This window comes from Ruminococcus sp. OM04-4AA, assembly GCF_003462585.1.
Classification (GTDB): domain Bacteria; phylum Bacillota; class Clostridia; order Lachnospirales; family Lachnospiraceae; genus Mediterraneibacter; species Mediterraneibacter faecis.
Genome location: NZ_QTZH01000026.1, coordinates 1 through 22,592, shown reverse-complemented (window position 1 = coordinate 22,592; position 22,592 = coordinate 1). Strand labels below are relative to the sequence as shown.

At 43.5% G+C, this 22,592-nt stretch carries 13 protein-coding genes and 2 pseudogenes; all 15 read left to right on the top strand.

Annotated elements, in window-relative coordinates:
• The first annotated feature begins 4 nt into the window (after window positions 1–4).
• Window positions 5–3,043, top strand: coding sequence for an NEAT domain-containing protein (locus DXB52_RS09000; protein WP_147343361.1), 3,039 nt, complete (start codon window positions 5–7; stop codon window positions 3,041–3,043).
• A 176-nt stretch (window positions 3,044–3,219) separates the two neighbouring features.
• Window positions 3,220–4,227 (top strand): heme-binding Shp domain-containing protein, encoded by a 1,008-nt coding sequence (locus DXB52_RS08995; RefSeq protein ID WP_118107011.1) that lies wholly within the window; start codon window positions 3,220–3,222, stop codon window positions 4,225–4,227.
• Entirely contained in the window at window positions 4,217–5,332 is a 1,116-nt protein-coding gene (gene isdE / locus DXB52_RS08990) for a heme ABC transporter substrate-binding protein IsdE (RefSeq protein WP_118107009.1), read from the top strand. The genes DXB52_RS08995 and isdE overlap by 11 nt, the downstream gene beginning before the upstream one ends.
• A gap of 137 nt (window positions 5,333–5,469) precedes the next feature.
• Window positions 5,470–6,420 carry a FecCD family ABC transporter permease gene (locus tag DXB52_RS08985; RefSeq protein ID WP_379700958.1) on the top strand — a complete coding sequence of 317 codons (951 nt, stop codon included), beginning with the start codon at window positions 5,470–5,472 and terminating at the stop codon, window positions 6,418–6,420.
• Window positions 6,410–7,264, top strand: a complete 855-nt coding sequence (locus DXB52_RS08980; RefSeq protein WP_330677935.1) for an ABC transporter ATP-binding protein — start codon at window positions 6,410–6,412, stop codon at window positions 7,262–7,264. Before DXB52_RS08985 ends, DXB52_RS08980 begins: the two co-directional genes overlap by 11 nt.
• 609 nt (window positions 7,265–7,873) lie before the next feature.
• On the top strand, window positions 7,874–8,284 hold the full coding sequence (locus DXB52_RS08975; RefSeq protein WP_117579073.1) for a YbaN family protein: 411 nt from the start codon (window positions 7,874–7,876) through the stop codon (window positions 8,282–8,284).
• 461 nt (window positions 8,285–8,745) lie between these two features.
• Window positions 8,746–9,087: a nitrous oxide-stimulated promoter family protein gene (locus tag DXB52_RS08970; protein ID WP_118107007.1), complete on the top strand. Its 342-nt coding sequence runs from the start codon at window positions 8,746–8,748 to the stop codon at window positions 9,085–9,087.
• 18 nt (window positions 9,088–9,105) lie between these two features.
• Window positions 9,106–10,844, top strand: a pseudogene (locus DXB52_RS08965) (ABC transporter ATP-binding protein/permease).
• Window positions 10,844–12,594: pseudogene (locus tag DXB52_RS08960) on the top strand (amino acid ABC transporter ATP-binding/permease protein). Before DXB52_RS08965 ends, DXB52_RS08960 begins: the two co-directional pseudogenes overlap by 1 nt.
• 43 nt (window positions 12,595–12,637) lie before the next feature.
• Window positions 12,638–12,730, top strand: coding sequence for an iron dependent repressor, metal binding and dimerization domain protein (locus DXB52_RS17055; RefSeq protein ID WP_276571239.1), 93 nt, complete (start codon window positions 12,638–12,640; stop codon window positions 12,728–12,730).
• 24 nt (window positions 12,731–12,754) lie between these two features.
• Window positions 12,755–12,985, top strand: a complete 231-nt coding sequence (locus DXB52_RS17050; protein ID WP_270371221.1) for a hypothetical protein — start codon at window positions 12,755–12,757, stop codon at window positions 12,983–12,985.
• Between the two features lie 200 nt (window positions 12,986–13,185).
• Window positions 13,186–13,896 carry a LytR/AlgR family response regulator transcription factor gene (locus DXB52_RS08950; protein ID WP_118107003.1) on the top strand — a complete coding sequence of 237 codons (711 nt, stop codon included), beginning with the start codon at window positions 13,186–13,188 and terminating at the stop codon, window positions 13,894–13,896.
• On the top strand, window positions 13,893–15,146 hold the full coding sequence (locus DXB52_RS08945) for a sensor histidine kinase (RefSeq protein WP_118107001.1): 1,254 nt from the start codon (window positions 13,893–13,895) through the stop codon (window positions 15,144–15,146). The genes DXB52_RS08950 and DXB52_RS08945 overlap by 4 nt, the downstream gene beginning before the upstream one ends.
• Window positions 15,147–15,329: 183 nt before the next feature.
• A complete protein-coding gene (locus tag DXB52_RS17045; RefSeq protein WP_472520059.1) occupies window positions 15,330–16,847 on the top strand; it encodes a DNRLRE domain-containing protein in 1,518 nt (505 codons plus the stop codon).
• Window positions 16,751–22,592, top strand: a 5,842-nt coding sequence (locus tag DXB52_RS08940) for a DUF6531 domain-containing protein (RefSeq protein ID WP_472520058.1), incomplete at its 3' end; no start/stop codon positions are given. The genes DXB52_RS17045 and DXB52_RS08940, both read left to right, overlap by 97 nt.

The window sequence follows — 22,592 nt, the reverse complement described above, 5'->3', positions numbered from 1 at the left end:
GTACGTGGACGGAATTACCGGTATGCAGTATCGCAAGGGTGCCGGATATGCGAATGCAGATACAGACGCAGGCAGACTTGTAGTTGCGCTTCCTGCAAATGTAGAAAACCACAAAGTAAAAGTAACAACAGAAAGCGGAGAAACAGAACTCCTGTTAAATCTTGATTTAAAATCTGCAGTAAAACAGGAAATTAAAAAATCTGATTTGGAATCAAAACTGAATGATGCGAAAGCGTTAAAAGAGAAAAACTATACAAGCGAATCTTTTGCTGGATTAACTGATGCGATTGCTACAGCAGAAAGTGTTCTGGCAGATAAGGTGGCATTCCAGTCAGAAATCACGGCAGCAGAGACAGCCTTGGATACAGCAACCGCAGGTCTTGTAATGAAAGAAGAAGTAAAAGCAAGAGAAGAACTGGATCAGGCAGTTTCCGATGCGAAAAATAATTACGCAGAAGCAAATTATACAAAAGACAGCTATGAGAATCTGAAGTCTGCAATCAAGGAAGCTGAAGAAGTATTAGCAAAATCTGATGCGACAGCAGATGAAATGAAAGAACAGGTTGAAAAACTGGATAAAGCAGTGAAAACACTTGTTCGTCTGGATGATGTAGTAGATAAGTCAGAATTAAATGGCTATATCGAAGATGCACTGACCAAGACAAATGACGGCACTTATACAGACAACAGTTGGAACAGTTTCCAGGCAGCAATCAAATCTGCTCAGAAAGTATCCGCTGACGTCAATGCAACCAAAGCAGAAGTAGAAAAGCAGACAAAACTGCTGACCTCTTCTTATGAAGCACTTGTTGTTAAGAACAAGCAGAGTAATCTTTTTGAAAAATATCCGCAGATTTTTGAAGGTACATATTCCGTACCGATCAAACTGCTCAACGCAACATCCGATGAAAATTCTATGGGAAATGCTTCCATGGTTCAGACCGGAATTGTAAGAGTTACGGGTAAAGGTGAAGTAACACTGGAGATGAACTTCCAGTCCATGCAGTTTGCCGGAATGACAGGCTATCTGTACAAACTGAAAAAAGTCGATATGGATACGGTTGAATACAACAAATATAATTATCCGGTAAAATATGAGGCTTCTGATGCGACAACTCTGGAAGAGTACACGGACGTTTATGATTTATTTAATAATAAGAACTCTGAATATTATGACAAGAATACCGAAGGAAACTGGTATCCGAAGAAATTATCAATCCCGATTAAACTGAACGATAACCTGTTCTATGTAGAGGTTTATGTTCCAGTTATGGAAAGCATTGGTGAAGGTCAGGGTACAAAAGTTGCCAGAGTTTCTATCGACTGGGCTAATATCAAACAGGAGACAGGCGTTGAGAGAGATAACAGTGTAATCGAAGCACTTCTGGATCAGGTGAAGGCTATGTCTAAGGGCGATGTTGCTGATGAATACTGGAATGCTTTAAATGCAGCTTATATGACAGCGCAGGATGTGTATAACGACATGAATTCTACTCAGAAAGAAATTGATCTTCAGGTGAAAGCTTTACAGGCAGCCGTAGACGCAGTAGAAACTCAGGTTGTAGACAAGACAGAACTGAATGCATTGATTGAAAAAGCAACAGCAGAAGCAAACCGAACAGATGTTGTTTATACTTCTGCAACACTTGAAGCATTAAAAACAGCGATCACAAATGCACAGGCAGTGGCAGCAAAAGAAGATGCTACCAAGGCAGAAGTTCAGGCACAGGTAACAGCACTCCAGACAGCACTGGATGGTTTGAGAGCTGTAGATAAGACGAATCTGAATGACTTGATTGCAAAAGCAAAAGCGGAAGCAGCAAAAACAGATGTTTACGAAAGCAACAGTCTGACAGTCCTGAATACAGCAATTACACTGGCTGAGAATGTTGTAGCAAATCCAAAAGCAACAGAGTCAGAAGTTGCAGCAGCAGAGAAATCCCTGACAACTGCTTTAAATGGACTGGTAGAAAAAGAAGTTGTAGATAAGAGCAAACTGGAAAGTAAGATTGCAGAAGCAAAAACATTTGTAAGTCAGACAGACGTTTACACAGAAAGCTCTCTTGCAACATTGCAGAGTGCAATTAATCGTGCACAGAATGTCATGGATAATGATTCAGCATCACAGAAACTTGTAGATGAACAGGTGACGAAACTGACAGAAGCAATCCAGCAGTTAGCAAAGAAAAATGATGGAAAACTGGATATCAAGAATCTTGCAGATGGTGTTTACTCCGTTTACGGTACAATGGTCAAAGTAGACAAGAATACATATTCTATGTCAAATGAGGCGATTAACCATACCATCAAACTGACAGTGAAGAACGGTAAATACTATATCACTCTGAACTTCAACGGATTGACGGTAGGACAGAAACTTGGATATTTAAGTCAGCTGAAATACTTCACAACAGGTTATACTGTTGACAAGTACGGTAATCCGCAGGGAACACTGGCAGATGTGACAATCGAATCTTACCAGAAGAATGCAGATGGAACATTAGTATCTGATTCTTATGGAACAAACTATCCAGATGTCGTTACATTCGAACTGATTCCGGAAGCCCTGAATGATGGATATGTGCCATTACAGGTATTCGTTCCAATCATGGATGCAATCAGTTCCGGTACAGGAACTCAGCCGGTATTCCTGAAACTGGATTGGAGCTCACTGAAAGCGACCACATCCGACAATCCGGACTTTAATAAGAACGACAACAACAATAACAACAATAATTCCAACGGAAATAACAATAATTGCTCTTCGATTGGAAATGGTTCACTTGGAAATAATACCCTCGGAAACAATTCTCTTGGAAGCAGCAAACTTGGTTCTTCCTCACTTGGAAGTGGTTCTTCAAGTCTGAAGAGTGGAACATCCAGCCTTGGAAAGGGTACAGGTTCCAGCCTTAAGGGCGCATCCAGCGTTAAGACAGATGATGTCGTAGCAAACAATACTCTTTGGGCAACACTCCTTCTGCTCGGTGGAGTAGCACTTCTTGCCGGACTGATGGAGTACAAGAGAAGAAAAGTTACAAAGTAAACGTTATAGCGATAAAAAGCTTAAGAATGGCTTCCTGATCTGACAGGCAGTTCGTAAGCAGACAGGTAACTGTTCAGAGCCGGGCAGACGGAATCTTAACAGTTACGCAGAAAGGAAATGGAAGTCTCTGCTACATAAGTGGCAGGGACTTCTCTAGTATAACAGGAGAAAATAAGATGAAATTAGCAAAGATAAAGAACAGAATCAAGTCTGTGGTGATGGCTTCGGCACTTAGCCTTGCCCTGCTGGCTGGTTTTCCGGCAGTGGAGGCACAGGCAGCAACAGGTAGTGTCTATACCTGTACCATCAACCGGTGCTATGCACATCCGGTGACCGGAGTAGTGGAAGATTCCGGCGGGGCAGGCTCTTACGCCACAGGACAGGGAATGGTAGAAGGATGCGTGTATCCGACTGGTATTTTAGAGGTGGCAGATGACGGGAATTATTATCTGACGATCCGTATGAGTCTGATGGATTATACCAGTGGACATGATTTTCAGGTACAGAGTGTCGGTGACTCCGGCTGGTCAAGTACCGGGTATGCACAGACAGGTACAGGTTCTGACAGTAACGGAACGACAGCCGATGTCGTAATTCAGGTGCCAAGTGAAAATTGTATCGTGCGCGGAACGATGTATGTAGAACCAATGGGAAGAAATGTTGTATTCTATCTCTACCCAAGTGATTACAAGGAAGGTAACAACACTGATATGAATGCAACGATGGTAACTGGAAGTGCAGCAAGTAACGGAACAGCAGCAGAGAGTTCTTCCGATGGAGGGTCGGCAGTATCTGGTTCTTCAGGCAGCATAAGCTCTGGAAATTCTTCTCTCCAGAGTTCAGGAAGTACTTCATCCGACAGTTCCACAGGCAGTGCATCATCCGGTAAGAAATTACAGAGCAGTATATCAGAAGCAGCAAAGCCAAGCAGTGAATCGGAAACTCCGAGTACGGACAGCAGTACACTGGACAGTGCAGAAGGATTAAGTCTTTCTACCGCAAAGGATGCAGATGCAGCAGACAGTGACAGTACTTCCACATCGACTTCAGGAAACAAGGTATTTCAGATCGCAATTGCGGTTCTGGTGGTCGGTCTGATCCTGATCGGTGTTGTGGCTGCTGTGGTATTCTATTTCCGTAAGAACTGGAGACGCTGGGGAGGTGGACAGGACGATGATGAATAGAAGATTAAAGAAAGCATCCGCAGTCCTGCTTGCGATGACCATGCTCTTTTCCCTTGCAGGATGTGTCGATCAGAGTCAGGGAAAGGAAAGCAGTGACTCCGGGACAAAGACCGAGAGCAGTGCGGATACTTCTTCGGAATCCGCAGAGTCGTTATTGAAGATCACCGATCCGAAGGAAAAGGCTGCGGTGGAAACAGCGAAGAAGAAAGTGCAGGAGCTGGACGGAGAGCCGAGGATCATTGCGACCTCTCCGGCAACCGCAGATATCTGTGACAAGCTGGAACTGGATCTGGTGGGTGTATGCAGCAGTACCGTATCCACCATCCCGGACAGATACAAGGATGTAGAGACGGTCGGAACAGCCATGAGTCCGGATACCGAGATTCTTTCATCCTTAAAACCGGACTGGATCTTAAGCCCGGTATCCTTACAGAGTGACCTGCAGCCGAAGTATGAAGCCATCGGTTCTGACTGGGCATTCTTAAACCTCAGAAGTGTACCGGGTATGTACCGTTCCATTCAGGAGCTGGGTGAGATCTTCGACCGGCAGGATCAGGCAGATAAGCTGGTGAAGGAATTTACCGAGTTTTATGATGATTATAAGAAGAAAAACGAAGGCAAGGACCATCCGAAGGTGATGATCCTGATGGGACTTCCGGGAAGTTATATCATTGCCACACCGAACTCCTATGTGGGAAGTCTGGTGGAACTGGCAGGCGGAGAGAATGTATATTCTGACACCAATCAGGAATTTCTGACCGTCAACACGGAAGATATGAAGACCAAAGAGCCGGATATCATCCTGCGTGCAGCCCATGCACTGCCGGATCAGGTCGTGGAGATGTTCAACAAGGACTTTGCTGAGAATGATATCTGGCAGCATTTTGATGCAGTGAAGAATGGCAGAGTTTATGACTTGACGTATGAATACTTTGGCATGAGTGCAACGTTTAAATATCCACAGGCACTGGAAGAGTTACAGCCGATCCTGTACCCGGAGAGTGATGAAGATACACAGAAAGCAAAAGAAGCCAGTGATAATGCACAGAAGAAAGCCAAGGATTCTGACGCAACTGAGAAATACAACGAACAGCAGAGCAAGTAGAAAGGAGAGGACAGATGAAAGAGACAGAATTACAGAATACTTCTGAGACTTCTAAAGCCGAAGTCCAGAACCTCTCCGCACAGGATAAAGCAAGGAAACATCGAAAAACAGCAAAAGCAGCCATTTCTTTTATCGTGATGATCTTGCTGCTTGTGGCATTATTCTTTGCCGCAGTGAACATCGGAAGCCTGAAGGTCAGCTTCCCGGAACTGCTGAAAGGATTGTTTGTAGAATACAATGAAGATGTGGCAACGATCTATGACCTGCGGTTCCCACGAATCGTTATCTCTATGTTAGCAGGAGCAGCGATAGCGGTATCGGGTGTGTTATTTCAGGCGGTACTTAAGAACCCTCTTGCTGATCCGGGAATCATTGGTATTTCCAGTGGAGCAAGTTTTGCGGCAGTATTGATTACCGCATTTGCACCGACTTTATTTTTCTTCACTCCATTATTTGCATTTCTTGGCGGTGTGATTGCATTTGTCTTAGTTTACAGCCTGTCATGGAAAGGGGGATTAAGTCCTCTGAGAATCATCCTTGTCGGTGTGGCGGTGGATGCGATGTTTACGGGACTTTCCAGTGCATTAAACTCCATGAACGGTGGGAATATGTCCGGTGTGGCAGCCATCGTCAATGGAAATATCACCATGAAGACATGGGATGACGTGAAGACCTTAGTACCATATGTTGTGATCGGACTGGTGCTGGCACTGGTCATGACAAAGATGTGTAATCTGCTGGCGCTGGAAGATAAGACAGCCAGGAGCCTTGGAATCAATGTCAATGCCATGCGTATTGTGATTTCCCTGATCGCTGTACTGCTTGCAAGTATTTCCACAGCAGTGGCCGGAGTAATCAGTTTCTTAGGACTGATCGTACCGCATATCGGAAGAATCCTGGTAGGAAGTGACCATAAGGCATTAGTACCATTTAGTGCTTTGTTCGGAGCGTTTACATTTTTACTTGCCGATACCATCGGAAGAACCATTGCTGCTCCGTATGAAGTATCTGCATCCATCATTATGAGTGTGGTCGGAGGACCATTCTTCATCATTCTGTTAAGGAGGTCTAAGAAGTATGCAAAGTAAAGAAAAGAATATGGATTTGACTTCTACAGAGAATGAAGCAGCAAAGAAAGCGAAAAAAGCGGATAAGTGGGCAGACAAGCCTGCGATGGAAGTCAGAGACCTGCACTTTGCCTATGGCAAAAATAAAGTGTTAAAAGGTGTATCCTTAAAGATCGAGGAAGGCAAGATCACAACCATCATGGGAGCGAACGGATGTGGAAAATCCACCCTGTTCTCCCTGATGACGAAGAACTTATATCCGGGGAAAGGAAATATCTTCCTCAAGGGAAAGAATATCCAGAACCTGAACTTAAAAGAATTTGCCCGAAAGGTAGCCATCGTCCAGCAGTATAACAGTGCATCGGACGATATCACTGTTGAGAATCTGGTGGCATTCGGAAGAACCCCTCATAAAAAGATGATGCAGGGGGATAGTGCTGAGGATGAGCGCATGATCGAGTGGGCACTGGAAGTCACGAACCTGACAGAATACCGGGACAGAGAAGTACCAAGACTTTCCGGAGGACAGCGCCAGAGGGTATGGATCGCAATGGCACTTTGTCAGGGAACGAAGACGCTGTTCCTTGATGAGCCGACCACCTATCTGGATATCCGGTATCAGATCGAGATTCTGCAGCTTGTAAAAAAACTCAATCAGGAATTTGGCATTACCATTATTATGGTACTGCATGACATCAACCAGGCAATCGCATATTCAGATAATGTCATCGGAATGAAAGATGGAAAAGTGCTGGTGGAAGGTGATCCGGAGGAAGTGATTACGGAAGAGAGCATCCGGGAGCTGTATGGCATCGAGCTTGGCGTGACGAGAGTAGACGGACGGAAGTTTGTGCTGGCGGTGTGATTTTAGTTACTGTTCACTCCCGTGTCAATCACTCCGCTGATTGACACGGAGGATGCGTGTTTTGACTTGAATGCATATCGCCCCATTGCCAAAGGCGATTAAAAATGGCGAGATGCGTTGCTGGTCGCACATCGTGTGAACAGTAACTGATTTTAGTATAAGATGTTTGATAATTGAATAGATGTTTGACATAGAATGAAAGCGGTGTTAATATGATATTAGAAAAGGTGCTACCGATGACGGTTCGCCTGATGAAAAAAAGATGGTAAAAATAACCGCTCTCAGTTTCCTAGGCTAAGGGGCGGTTATTTTTGTGCCTTGGAATCACGCTTCCCATGAGCGTAACCCAGACTGTAAAAAGTCGCACACAGTGAAATCACTGCGATTAAGTCACTGATGGTCAGCATAAGCACATACCTCCTTTCGTAAGAATTCCCTCAAAAAGAGAGATAGATCTATGTAATCGGAGCTATATACTCTCCGCACAAAGCGAACCGCCATTTCACGTCAAGTGAAGTAGCACCTTAGGCTGTAAAGCCTGTGTCTATTCTATCAAATCCCTAACGATTACACAATGTGTAAAATAATAAAATTAACGCAAATGAATTAATGAAAGGAAAGAAGATGAAAAATCCATTAAAAATAGTCTGGATCGTGCTTGGATTTCTTTGTCTGGGACTTGGTACGATAGGAATTGTACTTCCTATCCTGCCAACTGTTCCGTTTTACATGGCAACGCTGTTCTGCTTTGCCAAGAGTTCAAAGAAACTGCATGATTGGTTCATAGGAACGAATTTATATAAGAAACATCTGGACAGCTTCGTCCAGAAAAGAGCCATGACGATGGGAACAAAGTGCAAGATCGTAGGAACTGTGACCGTAGTTATGGCGATCGGATTTATCTGCATGAAGGATGTGCCGGTTGGAAGAATCTGTCTGGCAGTGGTGTGGGTGTTTCACATTATGTATTTCTTCTTAAGGGTAAAGACAGTAAAAACGGGAGAAATGGAAGTGGAATAAAAGATTTTTGACAGACAATAGAATAAGATGTTTGACATAGAAAAGAAGCGGTGTTAATATAATAGTAGAAAAGGTGCTACCGATGACGGTTCGCCTGATATATTATTTGGTATAAAAATAACCGCTTAACTTACCAGGTTGGGGCGGTTATTTTTGTGCCTTGGAATCACGCTTACCATGAGCGTAACCCAGACTGTAAAAAGTCGCACACAGTGAGATCACTGCAATTAAGTCACCAATGGTCAGCATAAGCACATACCTCCTTTCATAAGATTTCTCTCAAAAAAGAGAGATGAATCTATGTAATCGGAGCTATGTTATACTCTCCGCACAAAGCGAACCGCCATTTCACGTCAAGTGAAGTAGCACCTTAGGCTGTAAAGCCTGCAATCATTCTATCAAACATTTGTTCTAAACGCAAGGTGTGTTATCTAAAATTGTAAAATTCCACTAATAAAGAAATGAATAAAAAGAACAAAGTAGAAAAAAAGCGGCAGAAAGAACAGTATGTCGTGGAAGAGATGATCCGGCTGTACTGCCGGAAGAATCATAAGGAACATGACAAAACGACAGGAAAGATGTGTCCTTCCTGTCAGGAACTTTCAGATTATGCCAGACTCAGAAGCCAGAAATGTCCATTTATGGAAGAAAAAACATTCTGTGCGAACTGTAAGGTGCATTGCTATAAGCCAGAGATGAGGGAGAAGATTCGAGTGGTCATGCGGTTTTCCGGACCGAGGATGCTTTTCTATCATCCGGTGCTGGCAGTGTGGCATCTGGTCTGTAGTGTGAAAGAAAAATAGTGAGTAGGTAAAAAGCAAATGATTAAAACAAGACTGGTGGGACTTTTATCCCACGCAAAAAAGTACATTGTCTACACCATCCTGTGGCAGTGGGCGGCATTGCTCTCGCAGGTACTGGCAGTATTTACGATTGCTGACCTGTTGGAGCGCGTGGTCTATCGTGCGGTGACAGTACCGGTGATTGAGAGGACAATCCTGATCCTCGTTCTGGTGGTGATCATACGATTTGTATGCGAACGGATGGGGGCAAGGTCTTCGTATCTTGCATGTGTAGATGTAAAGAGAATTTTAAGAGAAAAGATTTATGACAAGATGTTGAAACTGGGAGCTTCCTACAGTGAGCAGGTGTCTTCTTCTGAGGTGGTACAGGTTTCGACAGAGGGTGTTGAGCAGTTGGAAACGTATTTTGGAAAATACCTTCCGCAGTTGTTCTACAGCCTGATCGCACCACTGACCTTATTTCTCATTCTTTGCAGAGTGAGTGTAAAGGCAAGTGTGATCCTGTTGATCTGTGTGCCACTGATTCCAATCTCGATCGTTGTGGTACAGAAGATCGCAAAGAAACTTTTGAACAAATATTGGAGTATCTATACCGGGCTGGGTGATTCGTTCCTTGAGAATCTGCAGGGACTGACGACGCTGAAGATCTATCAGGCAGATCAGCAGAAAGCGGACGAGATGGATGGGGAATCCCAGAACTTCCGCAGGATCACCATGAAGGTACTGACCATGCAGCTCAATTCCACAAGTGTGATGGATATTGTGGCGTATGGTGGTGCAGCGATTGGTATGGCAGTTGCGGTGTCCGAATTCTTAAAAGGAAATATCAGTGTGGCAGGAACGTTATGTATCGTCCTGCTTGCCAGCGAGTTTTTCCTGCCGCTTCGACTGCTTGGTTCATTCTTCCATATCGCAATGAATGGAATGGCAGCGAGTGACAAGATCTTTAAGATCTTGGATCTGCCGGAACCACAGGCGGGAGAAAAATGTCTGCCGGATGGAGCATTGGATGTGTCGTTGAAGGATGTTCATTTTTCTTACGAAGCGGACCGAGAGATTTTAAAAGGCATCAACTTAAATCTTCCGGCAGGAAGTTTTGTATCATTGGTTGGTGAATCCGGATGTGGTAAGAGTACGATTGCAGGAATCCTTGCAGCAAAGAACCGGGGATACAGCGGAGAGATCACCATCGGTGGTGTACCGCTGAATGAAGTGAATGAAACCAATCTGATGCAGAGGGTTGTTCTGGTCCGCCATAACAGTTATCTGTTCAAAGGCACAGTAGAAGAAAACCTGAAGATGGCAAAACCGGATGCGACGAAAGAAGAGATGGAAGCAGTTCTTCAGAAAGTCAATCTCTTAGGCTTCTTACAGACGCAGGATGGATTGCAGACACAGTTGCTGGAAAAAGCAAGCAACTTGTCCGGTGGCAGTGCCAGAGACTGGTGATTGCTAGAGCATTGCTTCGGACAGACAGTGCAGTTTATATTTTCGATGAAGCGGCATCTAATATTGATGTGGAAAGTGAAGAACTGATCATGAATGTGATTCACGAACTGGCAAAGACAAAGACGGTGCTTCTGATTTCCCACAGACTGGCAAATGTCGTGAAGTCCGACAAGATTTATTTCTTAAAAGACGGGGAAATCAAGGAAAGTGGAAAACATGACGAACTGATGAGCCAGAATGGTGCATACAGACATCTGTATGAAAGCCAGATGGCTCTGGAAAATTATGGAAAGGGGAGAGTGGCATAATGAGTGAACATACAAATACAACAAAACGCAGAAGTGCCATTCAGATCATGGGAAGCCTGATCGGGTTAGTAAAACCCCTGCTTCATATCATGTTGGCAGCAATTATCCTTGGAACATTGGGTTACTTGTGTGCGATCTTCCTGACAATACTGGCAGGACAGGTCATCGTGCATGGACTTCTGACCGGGGTAGCCGGAATGACCGTTCCGGTAGAGAAGATGTGGTTAGTATTTACCCCGGTAAAGACGATTATCACAGTCATGATCGTGATCGCAGTGCTCCGGGGAATCCTGCATTATGTGGAACAGTATTGTAACCATTTTATTGCGTTTAAACTGTTGGCGATCATTCGTCATAAAGTGTTTGCTTCCTTAAGAAAGCTCTGCCCGGCGAAACTGGAAGGCAGAGACAAGGGAAATCTGATCTCTATTATTACAACAGATATTGAATTACTGGAAGTGTTCTATGCACATACCATTTCCCCGATTGCGATCGCAACACTGACCTCGATTATCATGGTAATCTTTATCGGAAGATATCACTGGTTAGCAGGACTGCTTGCACTGACAGCTTATCTGATTGTCGGTGTAGCCATCCCAATGTGGAATGGAAAACGTGGCAGCCAGAAGGGAATGGAGTTTAGAACAAGCTTCGGAGAACTGAACAGTTTTGTTCTAGATCCTTACGTGGATTAGATGAAACCATCCAGTACGGACAGGGTGAAAAGAGAAAAAAGCAGATGACAGGGCAATCCAAGAACCTTGCCGAAATGCAGGAATCATTAAGCAAAATGGAAGGCTCACAGCGTTCATTTACGAACATGGTTATCCTGCTTGCATCCTTTGGAATGCTGGCACTGACGATCTGGCTCTATGCGAAGGGCGAGATGGGATTTGAAGGAATCTTAACCTGTACGATCGCAATGATGGGTTCTTTCGGCCCGGTAGTAGCATTGTCAAGCCTTTCCAACAACCTGAACCAGACACTGGCAAGCGGTGAGCGTGTTCTTTCTTTATTAGAAGAGACACCACTTGTGGAAGAAATACCGGGGGATGTGGATACAGAAGAAAGTACAGATCATACCTTTACAGGGGCAAAAGCAGAGAATGTAACTTTTGCCTATAAGGTGAGTGAAACAGAGACAGATACGATTCTGGATCATTATTCCCTTACCTTACAGCCGGGACAGATCACCGGCATTCATGGGGCAAGTGGTTCCGGTAAGTCCACACTTCTGAAACTGCTGATGCGTTTCTGGAATGTGCAGGAAGGAAGTGTGTCGGTAGATGGTGCGGATGTCCGAAAGATTCCGACAAAGCATCTAAGAGATATGGAGTCTTACGTGACGCAGGAAACACACCTGTTCCATGACAGTATCGCCAATAATATCGCCATTGCCAAACCGGGAGCAACGAGGGAAGAGATTATGGAAGCGGCAAAGAAAGCTTCTATTCATGACTTTATCATGACACTTCCGAAAGGCTATGATACAGAAGTTGGAGAACTGGGAGATACGTTATCTGGCGGTGAGAAACAGAGAATCGGAATTGCAAGAGCATTTTTGCATGATGCAGAGATGATCCTGCTGGATGAACCAACTTCGAATCTGGATTCGTTGAACGAGGGTATTATCTTAAAATCATTGAAAGAATCAGCTGAGAAAAAAACGGTTGTCCTGGTATCCCACAGAGTATCCACAATGAATGTAGCAGATGTAGTGTATGAAATGGAGAACGGCAGAATTTCTTAACAGCAGGAATACAGAAGAAATACTTTCCGAAAGGGGAGGTAGTATGAAACTCGGAGAATTTTCGGAAACAGCGAATCGTGATGCGTGCCGGATGGAACATGCAATTAGTGAAGAGTCCTATCTGAAAATTCAGTAGTTGGTGAAAAGTGATAATGGAGTGTTGGGAAAGTTAATATGGGAAGTCAGACAGTATAGCAGAGCACCAATTATTGTTGTAATACCGGGAAGCCATGTGGTAAAGAAATACATCGACTGGGGTGCGGATCTGGTGCTTTGTACGCAGACTGCGGAAAAAACTGGAGAAATCCGATCCAGAAACAGCCAAGCTGATTCAGAGTATCCGGAAGGTGGGATACTATCTGGATATAGATTAACATTAGATGGAATATAATAAAGGTGTATTATGGGATGGTGAAAGCCATCCTTTTTTGACAAACATAAAAATTCTATGAAATCTATAAAAATATAATAAAACAGCGTCAGTTTTTCGAATCTCAAGTGTTTATTATATGTAGAAGTATCAGCAAAACACAACGTATAAAGTGATACAGGTGGGAATTCATTTTGTATGTTGTGAGAGGAGTGAGAAACATGTTAAAACTGGGAGTCTGTGATGACGATAAGGCTGTATGTGAATGGTTGAGACAGAAATTGCTGCACTATGGGGAAATGTGTGGCGAGCCGCTGGAGATTTATTGCTATCTTTCAGAAAATGCCTTGCTGGAAACATTGGAAGAAAATCAATTCGATATAATCTTTCTGGACATTCAGTTAGAAAAAAGCAATGGAATACAGATAGGGGAAGAGATTCGCAAAAAACAGCATGGCAGAACGATACGGATCACCTATATTTCCACCTTTCGGGAGTATGCAATGCAGCTTTTTCATATCCATCCATTTGATTTTCTGATCAAACCTTTGAAAGAAGAGGATGTATATCATGTTATGGATGAACTGTGTGCCTGTACAGATTCCGAAAGACAGATCTTCGAGTATCGGAATTCGGAAGGAATGCACCGGATTGCATACCGGGAAATTATGTATTTTTACAGTACGGAAAAGACCATCCATATGGTTACAGAGCAAGGAGAAAAGGAATTCCGGGGGCAGATCAGTGATGTGGAAAAGAGAACCGGAGACTATTTCCTGAAAATTCATAAGTCATTTCTGATTAACCGGGCATATGTGGAATGTTACAGATACGATATGGTCAGAATGAAGAACCAGACGGAATTGAGTATCAGTAAAGTGAACCGAAAGCGAGTACGGGAGCTCCTGCTCAGACAGGGGGAACTGCGATGAACATCCATCTGCTTACCTATCTTACAAACCGCATCTTCTGGTTTTACACAGTATATCGTTATAATTCAGCTTTGTATGTAAAAGAAAAAAATCCGCACAGATGGCTCTGTTATGTCTTCAGTTATGTGATTGGCTGCTGTGCAAATATGTGTCTGGGTACGATCAAAGGAAATGTGATATTTAATCTTCTGGGGTTAGTTTTGATCGCACAAAGCTATCCGGCAGATACGAAACACAGGATCTGGAATATATTGATGGTATACATGACAGGCATTTTGTGCGATGCAATTCCAATTGCCATGTGCATCAACCGTGTAAAGAACCGTCATCTTGGACCGGGACTGATTGTAATAGGCAATTTTCTGTTCTTTGTTGTAGAAAGTCTGGTGGAGCGAAAACTGAATTTAAAGCGTGGTTATCAGATGCAAACCAACCACTGGCTTGCGATGCTGTCTGTGCCCGTTTTGAGTATTGCTGTCTGTATCAATATTATGAATCCAGAGGAACACCGCATCCGGGAAAGTATGGTATTGTTTCTTCTGTTTATCAATATTCTGATTTTTTATCTGTATGATGAAGTGCAGAAAAGCTATGAGGAAGAAACGAATCGCGGATATATGGAGATCCAGTTACAGCAGTATGCGAAACGTATGGATGTGATGCAGAATTCGCAGGAGCGATTGAACAAACTGCGGCACGATTACAAACACCATATGCATACCATTCGGGCGATGGCACAGGCGAAAGACTTTCAGGGAATACTCCGGTATGTGGATCAGATAGAAAACGTATGGAAAGATACAGTCCCCATTTCGTATACGGAAAATAAGATCGTAGATAATCTGCTGAATTATATCCTACAAGAATACAGGCATCAATTGAAGAAACTGGAGATCAGCGTGCATCTGCCACCCTATATCGGGGCAGAACTGTTTGATCTGAGTATTGTAATTGGGAATCTTTTGGATAATGCGATTCGTGGTGCAATGGAATCCAAGGAACGGAGTCTGAATTGTATCATTCATTATGAAAAAGGGATACTGCGGATGCAGGTAAAAAACAGCGCAAAAGAGAAAGTACTTCGGAAAGGTGAACGGTATCTGAGTACCAAGAAAAAGAAAGAAGGACATGGCATCGGACTCGAAAATGTGAGATATGTTGTGGAAAAGCATCAGGGAGATATGGAGATCATATCTACGGATCATGAGTTTCAGATCCGGCTTTTCCTGTATATGGATCTGGGAGAATAGAAAAACAAGCTGTTTCCGAAAAAGGTCATTTTTGCCAGATTCAAGGTCAATTCCGCCAAACGCAAAAAAGCTGTCACTTTTTAGCTTATAGTAAGAAAAACGAAAAGAGGGAGGGTAGAGATTCCGACAACTGAATAGGGAACAAAAGAAAAGTTAAGAAAAAGTGACAGGGAGAAAGAGACTATGAAGAGATTTCGAAAGTCGGCTATAGCCTTAGTACTTGCAGTCCTGATGGCGCTGCAGGGAACAGAACCTATTTTTGTACAGGCTAAAGAAGCCATTGAGGATGTACAGAAGAATGCAGATTTCTCCAGACCAGAGGCTTTGACGGAAGAAGAAGCAGGGATTACAGATTCCACATCTGGAGAACAAGATAAGAGTCAACAGTCTGATGCGGACGTACAAAATGAAACGACGCCATCAGAAGATACAGAGACGCAGGAAGAACAGACAACTCCAGCGGAAGAAACAGAAGAAAATCCGCAGGAAAAAGAAGTGGAACTAAAAGAACCACAGGATTATTATCCGATTCCGGAAGAACCGGAAGGAGAACTGATCGATTATGATGCCATCTCCAGGACGTATAAGACAGGGGACAAGCAGTATACAACCGTTTATGGAGGCTATGTCGGAACTTATAAGAATGAGGATGGAGATACCGAGCTGGTTGATAATACACTTGTAAAACCAGAAGAAGCAGATACTCCGGCATCCGAAGAAGCACAGGAAGCCAGCAGTGCATCGAAGGATGACCAAAAGGAAGAGAAAACGGAAGTTTATCAGAACAAGGCAAATGATTATGCCATCCTTCTTCCAGAACAGATGTCAGAAGAGAATGGTGTAACGATTGAAAATGGAAAGACCAGAATCGGAATCATTCCGGTAGATGGAGATTATACACATTCCGTTATTAAAGACAATGCAATCCTTTATAATGAAGTTTACGAAGGTGCAGATGTTCAGTATACAGTACTGGATTCCAGTATTAAAGAAGATATCGTGCTTCAGCAGCCAACAGACAGGGAAGTCTATGAATACGAGCTGCAGATTCCGGGGTATCAGGCAGAAGTAAAAGACAATCAGGTCTATATCTATCCGGAAGGGAAGACAATCAAAGATGCGAAGTATCTTCTGGAGACGCCATCAATGGAAGACGCTGCCGGGGAGATTAGTTTCCTGATCACTCTGGAACTTCGGGAAGAAGAGGGAAAAACAATCCTGACCGTAAAACCAGACAGGGATTGGCTTTCAGCAGAAGAACGTCAGTATCCGGTCAGGATTGATCCGACACCAGTGGAGATCCAGAAGAGTTCCTTTAACATGATCGGTGTGGAAGAGGGAAGTCCTACCAGTCAGATTGGTGACAACAATTATCCATATGTCGGATTTGATGATGGTATTAAGTCTGGAAACCTTGCAGGATTTGGTACTGCACATCAGAACTGCCGGACTTATATCAAAGTCAATTCTGATTTTAGTCAGATTCCGAAAGATTCAAAAATCGACAGCGCAACCTTTGCAGTGAGCCAGCGGACAGCATATAGTGGTGGCACATCGCAGTTTGGTCTTTACCGTGTGGATCAAACCTGGAACACATCGATTACATGGAAAACAAAACCAGTGCAGCTACATTCCAGGATGTACAGAATGCAAGTACCACAAGGAACAGTTATATCAATTATGACGTCAAAGATCTGGTAAATGACTGGGTGCAGGGAACGCATGCGAATAACGGATTTGCACTGGTAGCAATCGCAGAGGCAAATAACCTTGGAGCTTCTATGCAGTGTGAGGTACTGAATAACAGGGCATCCGTTTATGGACCGAAACTCAGCATCCAGTGGTCACCGGCTGAAGATCCATATCTGCGAGATATGTCACTGGATGAAACAACGATCCTGCTTCGCCCGATGACAGAAAAGAATACCAATGGAAAACTGAAATTTGATGCCGTATTTGCAGACGGAATCGCAAAGAGCAAATCTACCGTAGAGTATTATCTGCTCCCGGATGAGGAAAAAGAAGAGCATCACGAAACAGATGCGAAACCATTGTATTCCTATCCAGACAGTACAGAATACAATAAGCAGTTCCCGGAGGCGAATAAGTATTACAGCAAAGATTCCAACTGGCAGAGTGCACTGTATTCGGGGCTGACGAAAGACAAGCTTTATAAGATCAAAGCAAAAGCATCGAAAGAGATTGATGGAAAGCTGGAAACAGGAAAAGAAGTGACCAGTGACAGCTTTGTGATCTATGAAGTCAAACAGTTTGATACATTTCCAAAGATCGCAAAATATTATGGTGTTCCGCTTAAGAACATTATGAAAGACAATCAGGTGATGGATGCACTGGTTGTTGCAAATAATACGATCTTTATCCGTAACCCACAGACCAATGTCCCATATAGTCCGGCACCTCTTACGGATCAGGATAAGATGCGGATTGACGGAGCATTGATGGGAAGAGGGCTGCACTGTGAATTTGGATTTGAGCCGGTCAACTTAAATACCGGTAACTTCTACATGGATCAGTCCGATGTGACGATGAATGAGCTGAATGGGGAATTCTCCATTACAAGAAGCTACAATTCCAAAGGAACAGACCAGCATTCCATGTTCGGACGTGGATGGAGCTTTAACTATGACCAGTCACTTTCTCAGATGGAGGACGGAAGCCTTCTGTATATGAGAGGGGACGGAAGTTATCTGATCTTTGATAAGAATGAAGATGGAAGCTACACCGCTCCGGATGGTTATGTATACGATTTAAAAGCAGTCAGCTATAAAGATACAGACCATGACTACATCGGATGGGAACTGACAGATGCGGATCAGAGTATCTGGTCATTTGATAAATACGGAATCTTACGATATGTAACGGATGTGAATGGATTTAAGACAGTATTAGATTATGACGATGATTATAATCTGAGCAAGATTACCACACCATCCGGAAAAACATTCGGGGTAAAGCAGGATAAATTCGGGCATATCAAAGAACTGTCTCTTCCAGATGGTGGAAAAGTTACTTACAAATATGATGAGCAGGGAAATCTGATATCTGTAACAGACCCGAACGGAACAACAAAAGAGTACCAATATGATGATGACAGCCGTATGACAAGCTGGAAAGATGAGAATGGCAATACGGTTGTAAAGAATACTTACGATAAAGAAGGAAGAGTCGTAGAGCAGACCGATGCAGAAAAAGGAACAGCAACTTTTAAGTACGGAAAGAATTCTACTACAACAACGGATAACGAAGGAAATAAGACCGTTTATCATTATGATGATCAGTACCGTACAACATCCATTGAATATCCGGATGGAACAACCTGTGAAAAGACTTATAATGCAGAAAATCAGCTTGCTTCCGAAACCACAGCAGCAGGAACAAAATCTTATACGTATGATGCATTTGGCAATGTAGCAACGGAGACAAGAGAGGATGGAAAGACAGCATCCTACACATATAACGACCAGAATAAGCTGACCAGCGTAACCGGATATAACGGAGCAACGGTTACTTACAGTTATGACGGTAATGGAAATATGGTCACATCTACAAAACCGGATGGAACAGCCATTACCTATACTTACGATGACAAACATCGTATGGTATCCCAGACAGACGGCAGAGGTGTCACAACAACGTATTCGTATGACGGACCGAACATGACCGGATATGTGGATGGAAATGGAGCAGCATGGGGATTCACGTATGACGCGATGAATCGTGCAGTTACCATGACAGATCCACTTGGAAATGTAACCTCGAACAGTTACGATGCGAATGGCAATCTGACTTCCAAGACAGCAGCCGATGGCGGTGTGACTGCTTATACGCTGGATGGTGTGGGAAATATTACAGCAAGTACTGACGCACTGGGGAACACCACCACTTATACTTACGATAAGATGTACAACATGACCAGTGGTACAGATCCGAAAGGAAATCAGATCAGCTACGCTTATGATAAGAATTATCAGCAGGTCAAAGCAACCGATGCAAAAGGAAATACAATTACTTATAAGTATGACAGCATGGGACGTGTCATAGAAGAGAGTAATAAAGATTTTGGAACAAAGCTCTATGAATATGACAAAGCAGGAAATCTGAAAAAATATACCGATGGAAATGGAAATGCAACCGTATCCAAGTTTGATTCTCTTGGACAGGTGCTTCAGTCAAAAGATGCAGTTGGTAATATAACCAAATATGAATATGACGCATTAGGAAACGAAACCAAGATTACCTATGGAGATGGAAGCAGCCATTCCAAGGAATATGATAACTGCGGAAGACTCGCTAAAGAGACAGATGAATTAGGTGCAGTTACCACTTACGCTTATGATGCGGCAGACAATCTGGTATCAAAATCAGATGACAGTGGAAGAACCTGGACTTATACCTACGATAATACAGGAAACCGCTTAAGTGAAACCAACCCGGAAGGTGGAACTACCACATATACTTATGATAAAGCAGGTAATCTGGTATCTTCTACCGATGAAGAGGGAAGAACAGATACTTATGCTTACGACAAGGCAGGAAATCTGACTACATCCAAAGATGCCCTTGGATATACCGTATCCATGAAGTATGACTTAAATGGAAATCTGGTATCCTCTACCGATGAAAATGGAAATACCAGTATCATGACTTACGATGGTAATGGAAACATGACATCGGTAACCGATGCAAAGGGCAACATTACAGCAATGAAATATGATTCCACCGACAATCTGGAACAGACGGTGGACGCCCTGAAAGGAAAGACCACTTACGAATACGATTCACAGGGCAACAGCACAAAGATGACGGATGCCCTCGGCAATGCGTACAGCTATGTGTATGATAAAGAGGGAAATAACACATCCATAATACTGCCGACAGGGGACAAGGTGCTGATGGAGTACGATGCTATCGGACAGCTTGTAAAATGTACGGATGCACAGGGACTCGTAATTACCTATCAATATGACGGAGCAGGCAACCTGATCCATTCCTCCGACAATGGCGGAAACAGTATGGATTATACATATGATGGTGCCGGAAATGTACTGACACAGACCGATGAACTCGGCCGGACAGCAACATACAAGTACGATCAGTATGGCAGGCTCCTGAAACTGACAGAGGCAGACGGAAGTACGACCTCTTACGAATATGATGTTATGGACCGCATTATAGCGGTAACGGATGCAGAAGGCCATCGAACAAGCTTTACTTACGATAAAGTCGGCAACCAGTTATCCATGACAGAAGAAGACGAAGCCACTTACCAGTACGCATACGATAAGAAAGACCGGGTGATCTCCCAGACAAATCCTCTCGGAGCATCCAGCACCTTTAAGTATGACGGAAATGATAATGTGACGGAAGCGGCGGATGAAAATGGTACAGTCACCAAATACGCTTACGATAAAAACAATAATCTTGTATCCCAGACAGATGGAAATGGAAATACGACAACGTACCAGTATGATGAACTGGACCGCAAGATCGGGGAAACCTCTCCATTAAAAGAGACCAATGAATACCGCTATGATGCCATCGGTAATCTTACCAAATCCAAAGACCCGATGGGACTTATTACGGAATACAAATATGACAGCTTAAGTAATCTGACAGAACAGATCTCTCCAAAGGGAGCAGTCACCAAATATGATTATGACAAGCATGGTAATGTTATCTCCGTAACAGATCCAAAAGGAAATACGACCCAGTACAGTGTGGATCTGAATGATAATGTCACAAAGATGACACAGGCGAATGGTGGCGAATATACTTACAATTATGACAAAGCCGGACGTCTGGAGAGTATGACCAGTCCGCTGGGTTATACTAAGAATTTCTCATATGATAAAGTGGACAATGTGGTAAAAGAAAGCGACAGCTTAAAGAGTACCACCACTTATACTTACGATAAGCTCCATAACATGAAGTCTTCTACCAATGCACTGGATGGAACAACCAGCTTTTCTTATGATAAGTATGGCAATCTGGTGAAGGAGACAGATCCACTTGGACGGAGCAATACCTACAGTTATGACCTGGCAGGACAGATGACTTCCGCAGCCGATCCGCTTGGCAAGATTACAGCCTATACTTACGATCCGGCTGGAAATATCACAGACATCACAAAGCCGGGTGGAAGAAAGACCAGCTACGGTTATGACAAGAATTATAATGTTACATCAGTAACAGATCCGATGGGGTATGTTGCAAAGACCGTCTATGATAAAGATAATCGTGTAACAGAAGAGACGGATGCATTGGGACAGAAGGAATCCTACACGTATGATAAGGACAGCAGGGTAACTTCTATCACAGATAAGCGTGGATTCACAACGGGATTTGATTACGATGCACATGGTAATATTCAGGTTGTTACAGATAAGACTGGATTAAAGAGCCATCTGGAATATGACAAGAATGACAATCTGACCAAAGTAACCGATGCCCTTGGCGGTGTAACAACTTATGGTTACGACAACATGGATAATCTGGTGACCTTTACCAATGCAGCAAATAAGATAACGAATTATACTTACGATCTGGAAGGTAACCTGACATCCATCAAAGATCCGGCAGGAAGAACGGAGAAATTCGACTATGATGAAAAAGGCAGACTGACCGGACATACACAGGCAAGCGGCAAGAAAACCACGTATGATTACGACAAACTGAATGACCTGTTGGAGAAATCATACCAGGACGCAAAGGGAGAGACATCCGAAAAGGACGTAACCTACGCATATAACAGTGCCGGGGAACGGGTATCCATGAAGGATCAGACAGGCAAGAGCAGCTACGAATACGACGCACTCGGAAGAATCACCAAAGTGACAAGCGGTTCGAAAAAGGATGTCAGCTACGTTTATGATGACGCAGATAATCTGCAGGCAATCGTATACCCGGATGGTACAAAGGTCAGCTATGAATATGACTTAAATGATAATTTGGTAAAACTGACAGACCGTAACGGAAAGGTGACGACATACAAGCATGATGCACTAAACCGTGTGACAGAAGTCGTTAGAAGCAACGGAACAAAGACGGAAGTGTCTTACGATGCAGAAGATCATATCACAAAGATTGTGAATACCTGTGGTTCCTGCGGCAAAGTAATCAGTACTTATGAGTACAAGTACAATGATCAGGGATATGTAGTCAGCGAGACAGCGACCGAACTGGAAGCTGGAACAAGAAAGACGCCAAGCTGGGAAGACTGGTACAACTGGGGCGATACACAGAAAGAGACAGACAAAGCAGACTGTGAGCATCAGGAGAAAGAGATCCAGACGACACGTACTTATGAATACGATGATAACTGGGAACTGACACGCTGTACAGAAAAAGCAGAGGGCGGTAAAAAGACAGTCCATAATTATACGTATGACAAGATCGGAAACCGGACTTCTTATGAGAAGATTGAAG

Excerpts from the sequence above, each read along its gene's own strand:
- DXB52_RS08985 (WP_379700958.1), top strand. The coding sequence starts at position 5,470 with ATGATCTTGCTGCTTGTGGCATTATTCTTTGCCGCAGTGAACATCGGA.
- isdE (WP_118107009.1), top strand. The coding sequence starts at position 4,217 with ATGATGAATAGAAGATTAAAGAAAGCATCCGCAGTCCTGCTTGCGATG.
- DXB52_RS17045 (WP_472520059.1), top strand. The coding sequence starts at position 15,330 with ATGAAGAGATTTCGAAAGTCGGCTATAGCCTTAGTACTTGCAGTCCTG.
- DXB52_RS08970 (WP_118107007.1), top strand. The coding sequence starts at position 8,746 with ATGAATAAAAAGAACAAAGTAGAAAAAAAGCGGCAGAAAGAACAGTAT.
- DXB52_RS08975 (WP_117579073.1), top strand. The coding sequence starts at position 7,874 with ATGAAAGGAAAGAAGATGAAAAATCCATTAAAAATAGTCTGGATCGTG.
- DXB52_RS08950 (WP_118107003.1), top strand. The coding sequence starts at position 13,186 with ATGTTAAAACTGGGAGTCTGTGATGACGATAAGGCTGTATGTGAATGG.
- DXB52_RS08945 (WP_118107001.1), top strand. The coding sequence starts at position 13,893 with ATGAACATCCATCTGCTTACCTATCTTACAAACCGCATCTTCTGGTTT.
- DXB52_RS08995 (WP_118107011.1), top strand. The coding sequence starts at position 3,220 with ATGAAATTAGCAAAGATAAAGAACAGAATCAAGTCTGTGGTGATGGCT.
- DXB52_RS17055 (WP_276571239.1), top strand. The coding sequence starts at position 12,638 with ATGAAACTCGGAGAATTTTCGGAAACAGCGAATCGTGATGCGTGCCGG.
- DXB52_RS08980 (WP_330677935.1), top strand. The coding sequence starts at position 6,410 with ATGCAAAGTAAAGAAAAGAATATGGATTTGACTTCTACAGAGAATGAA.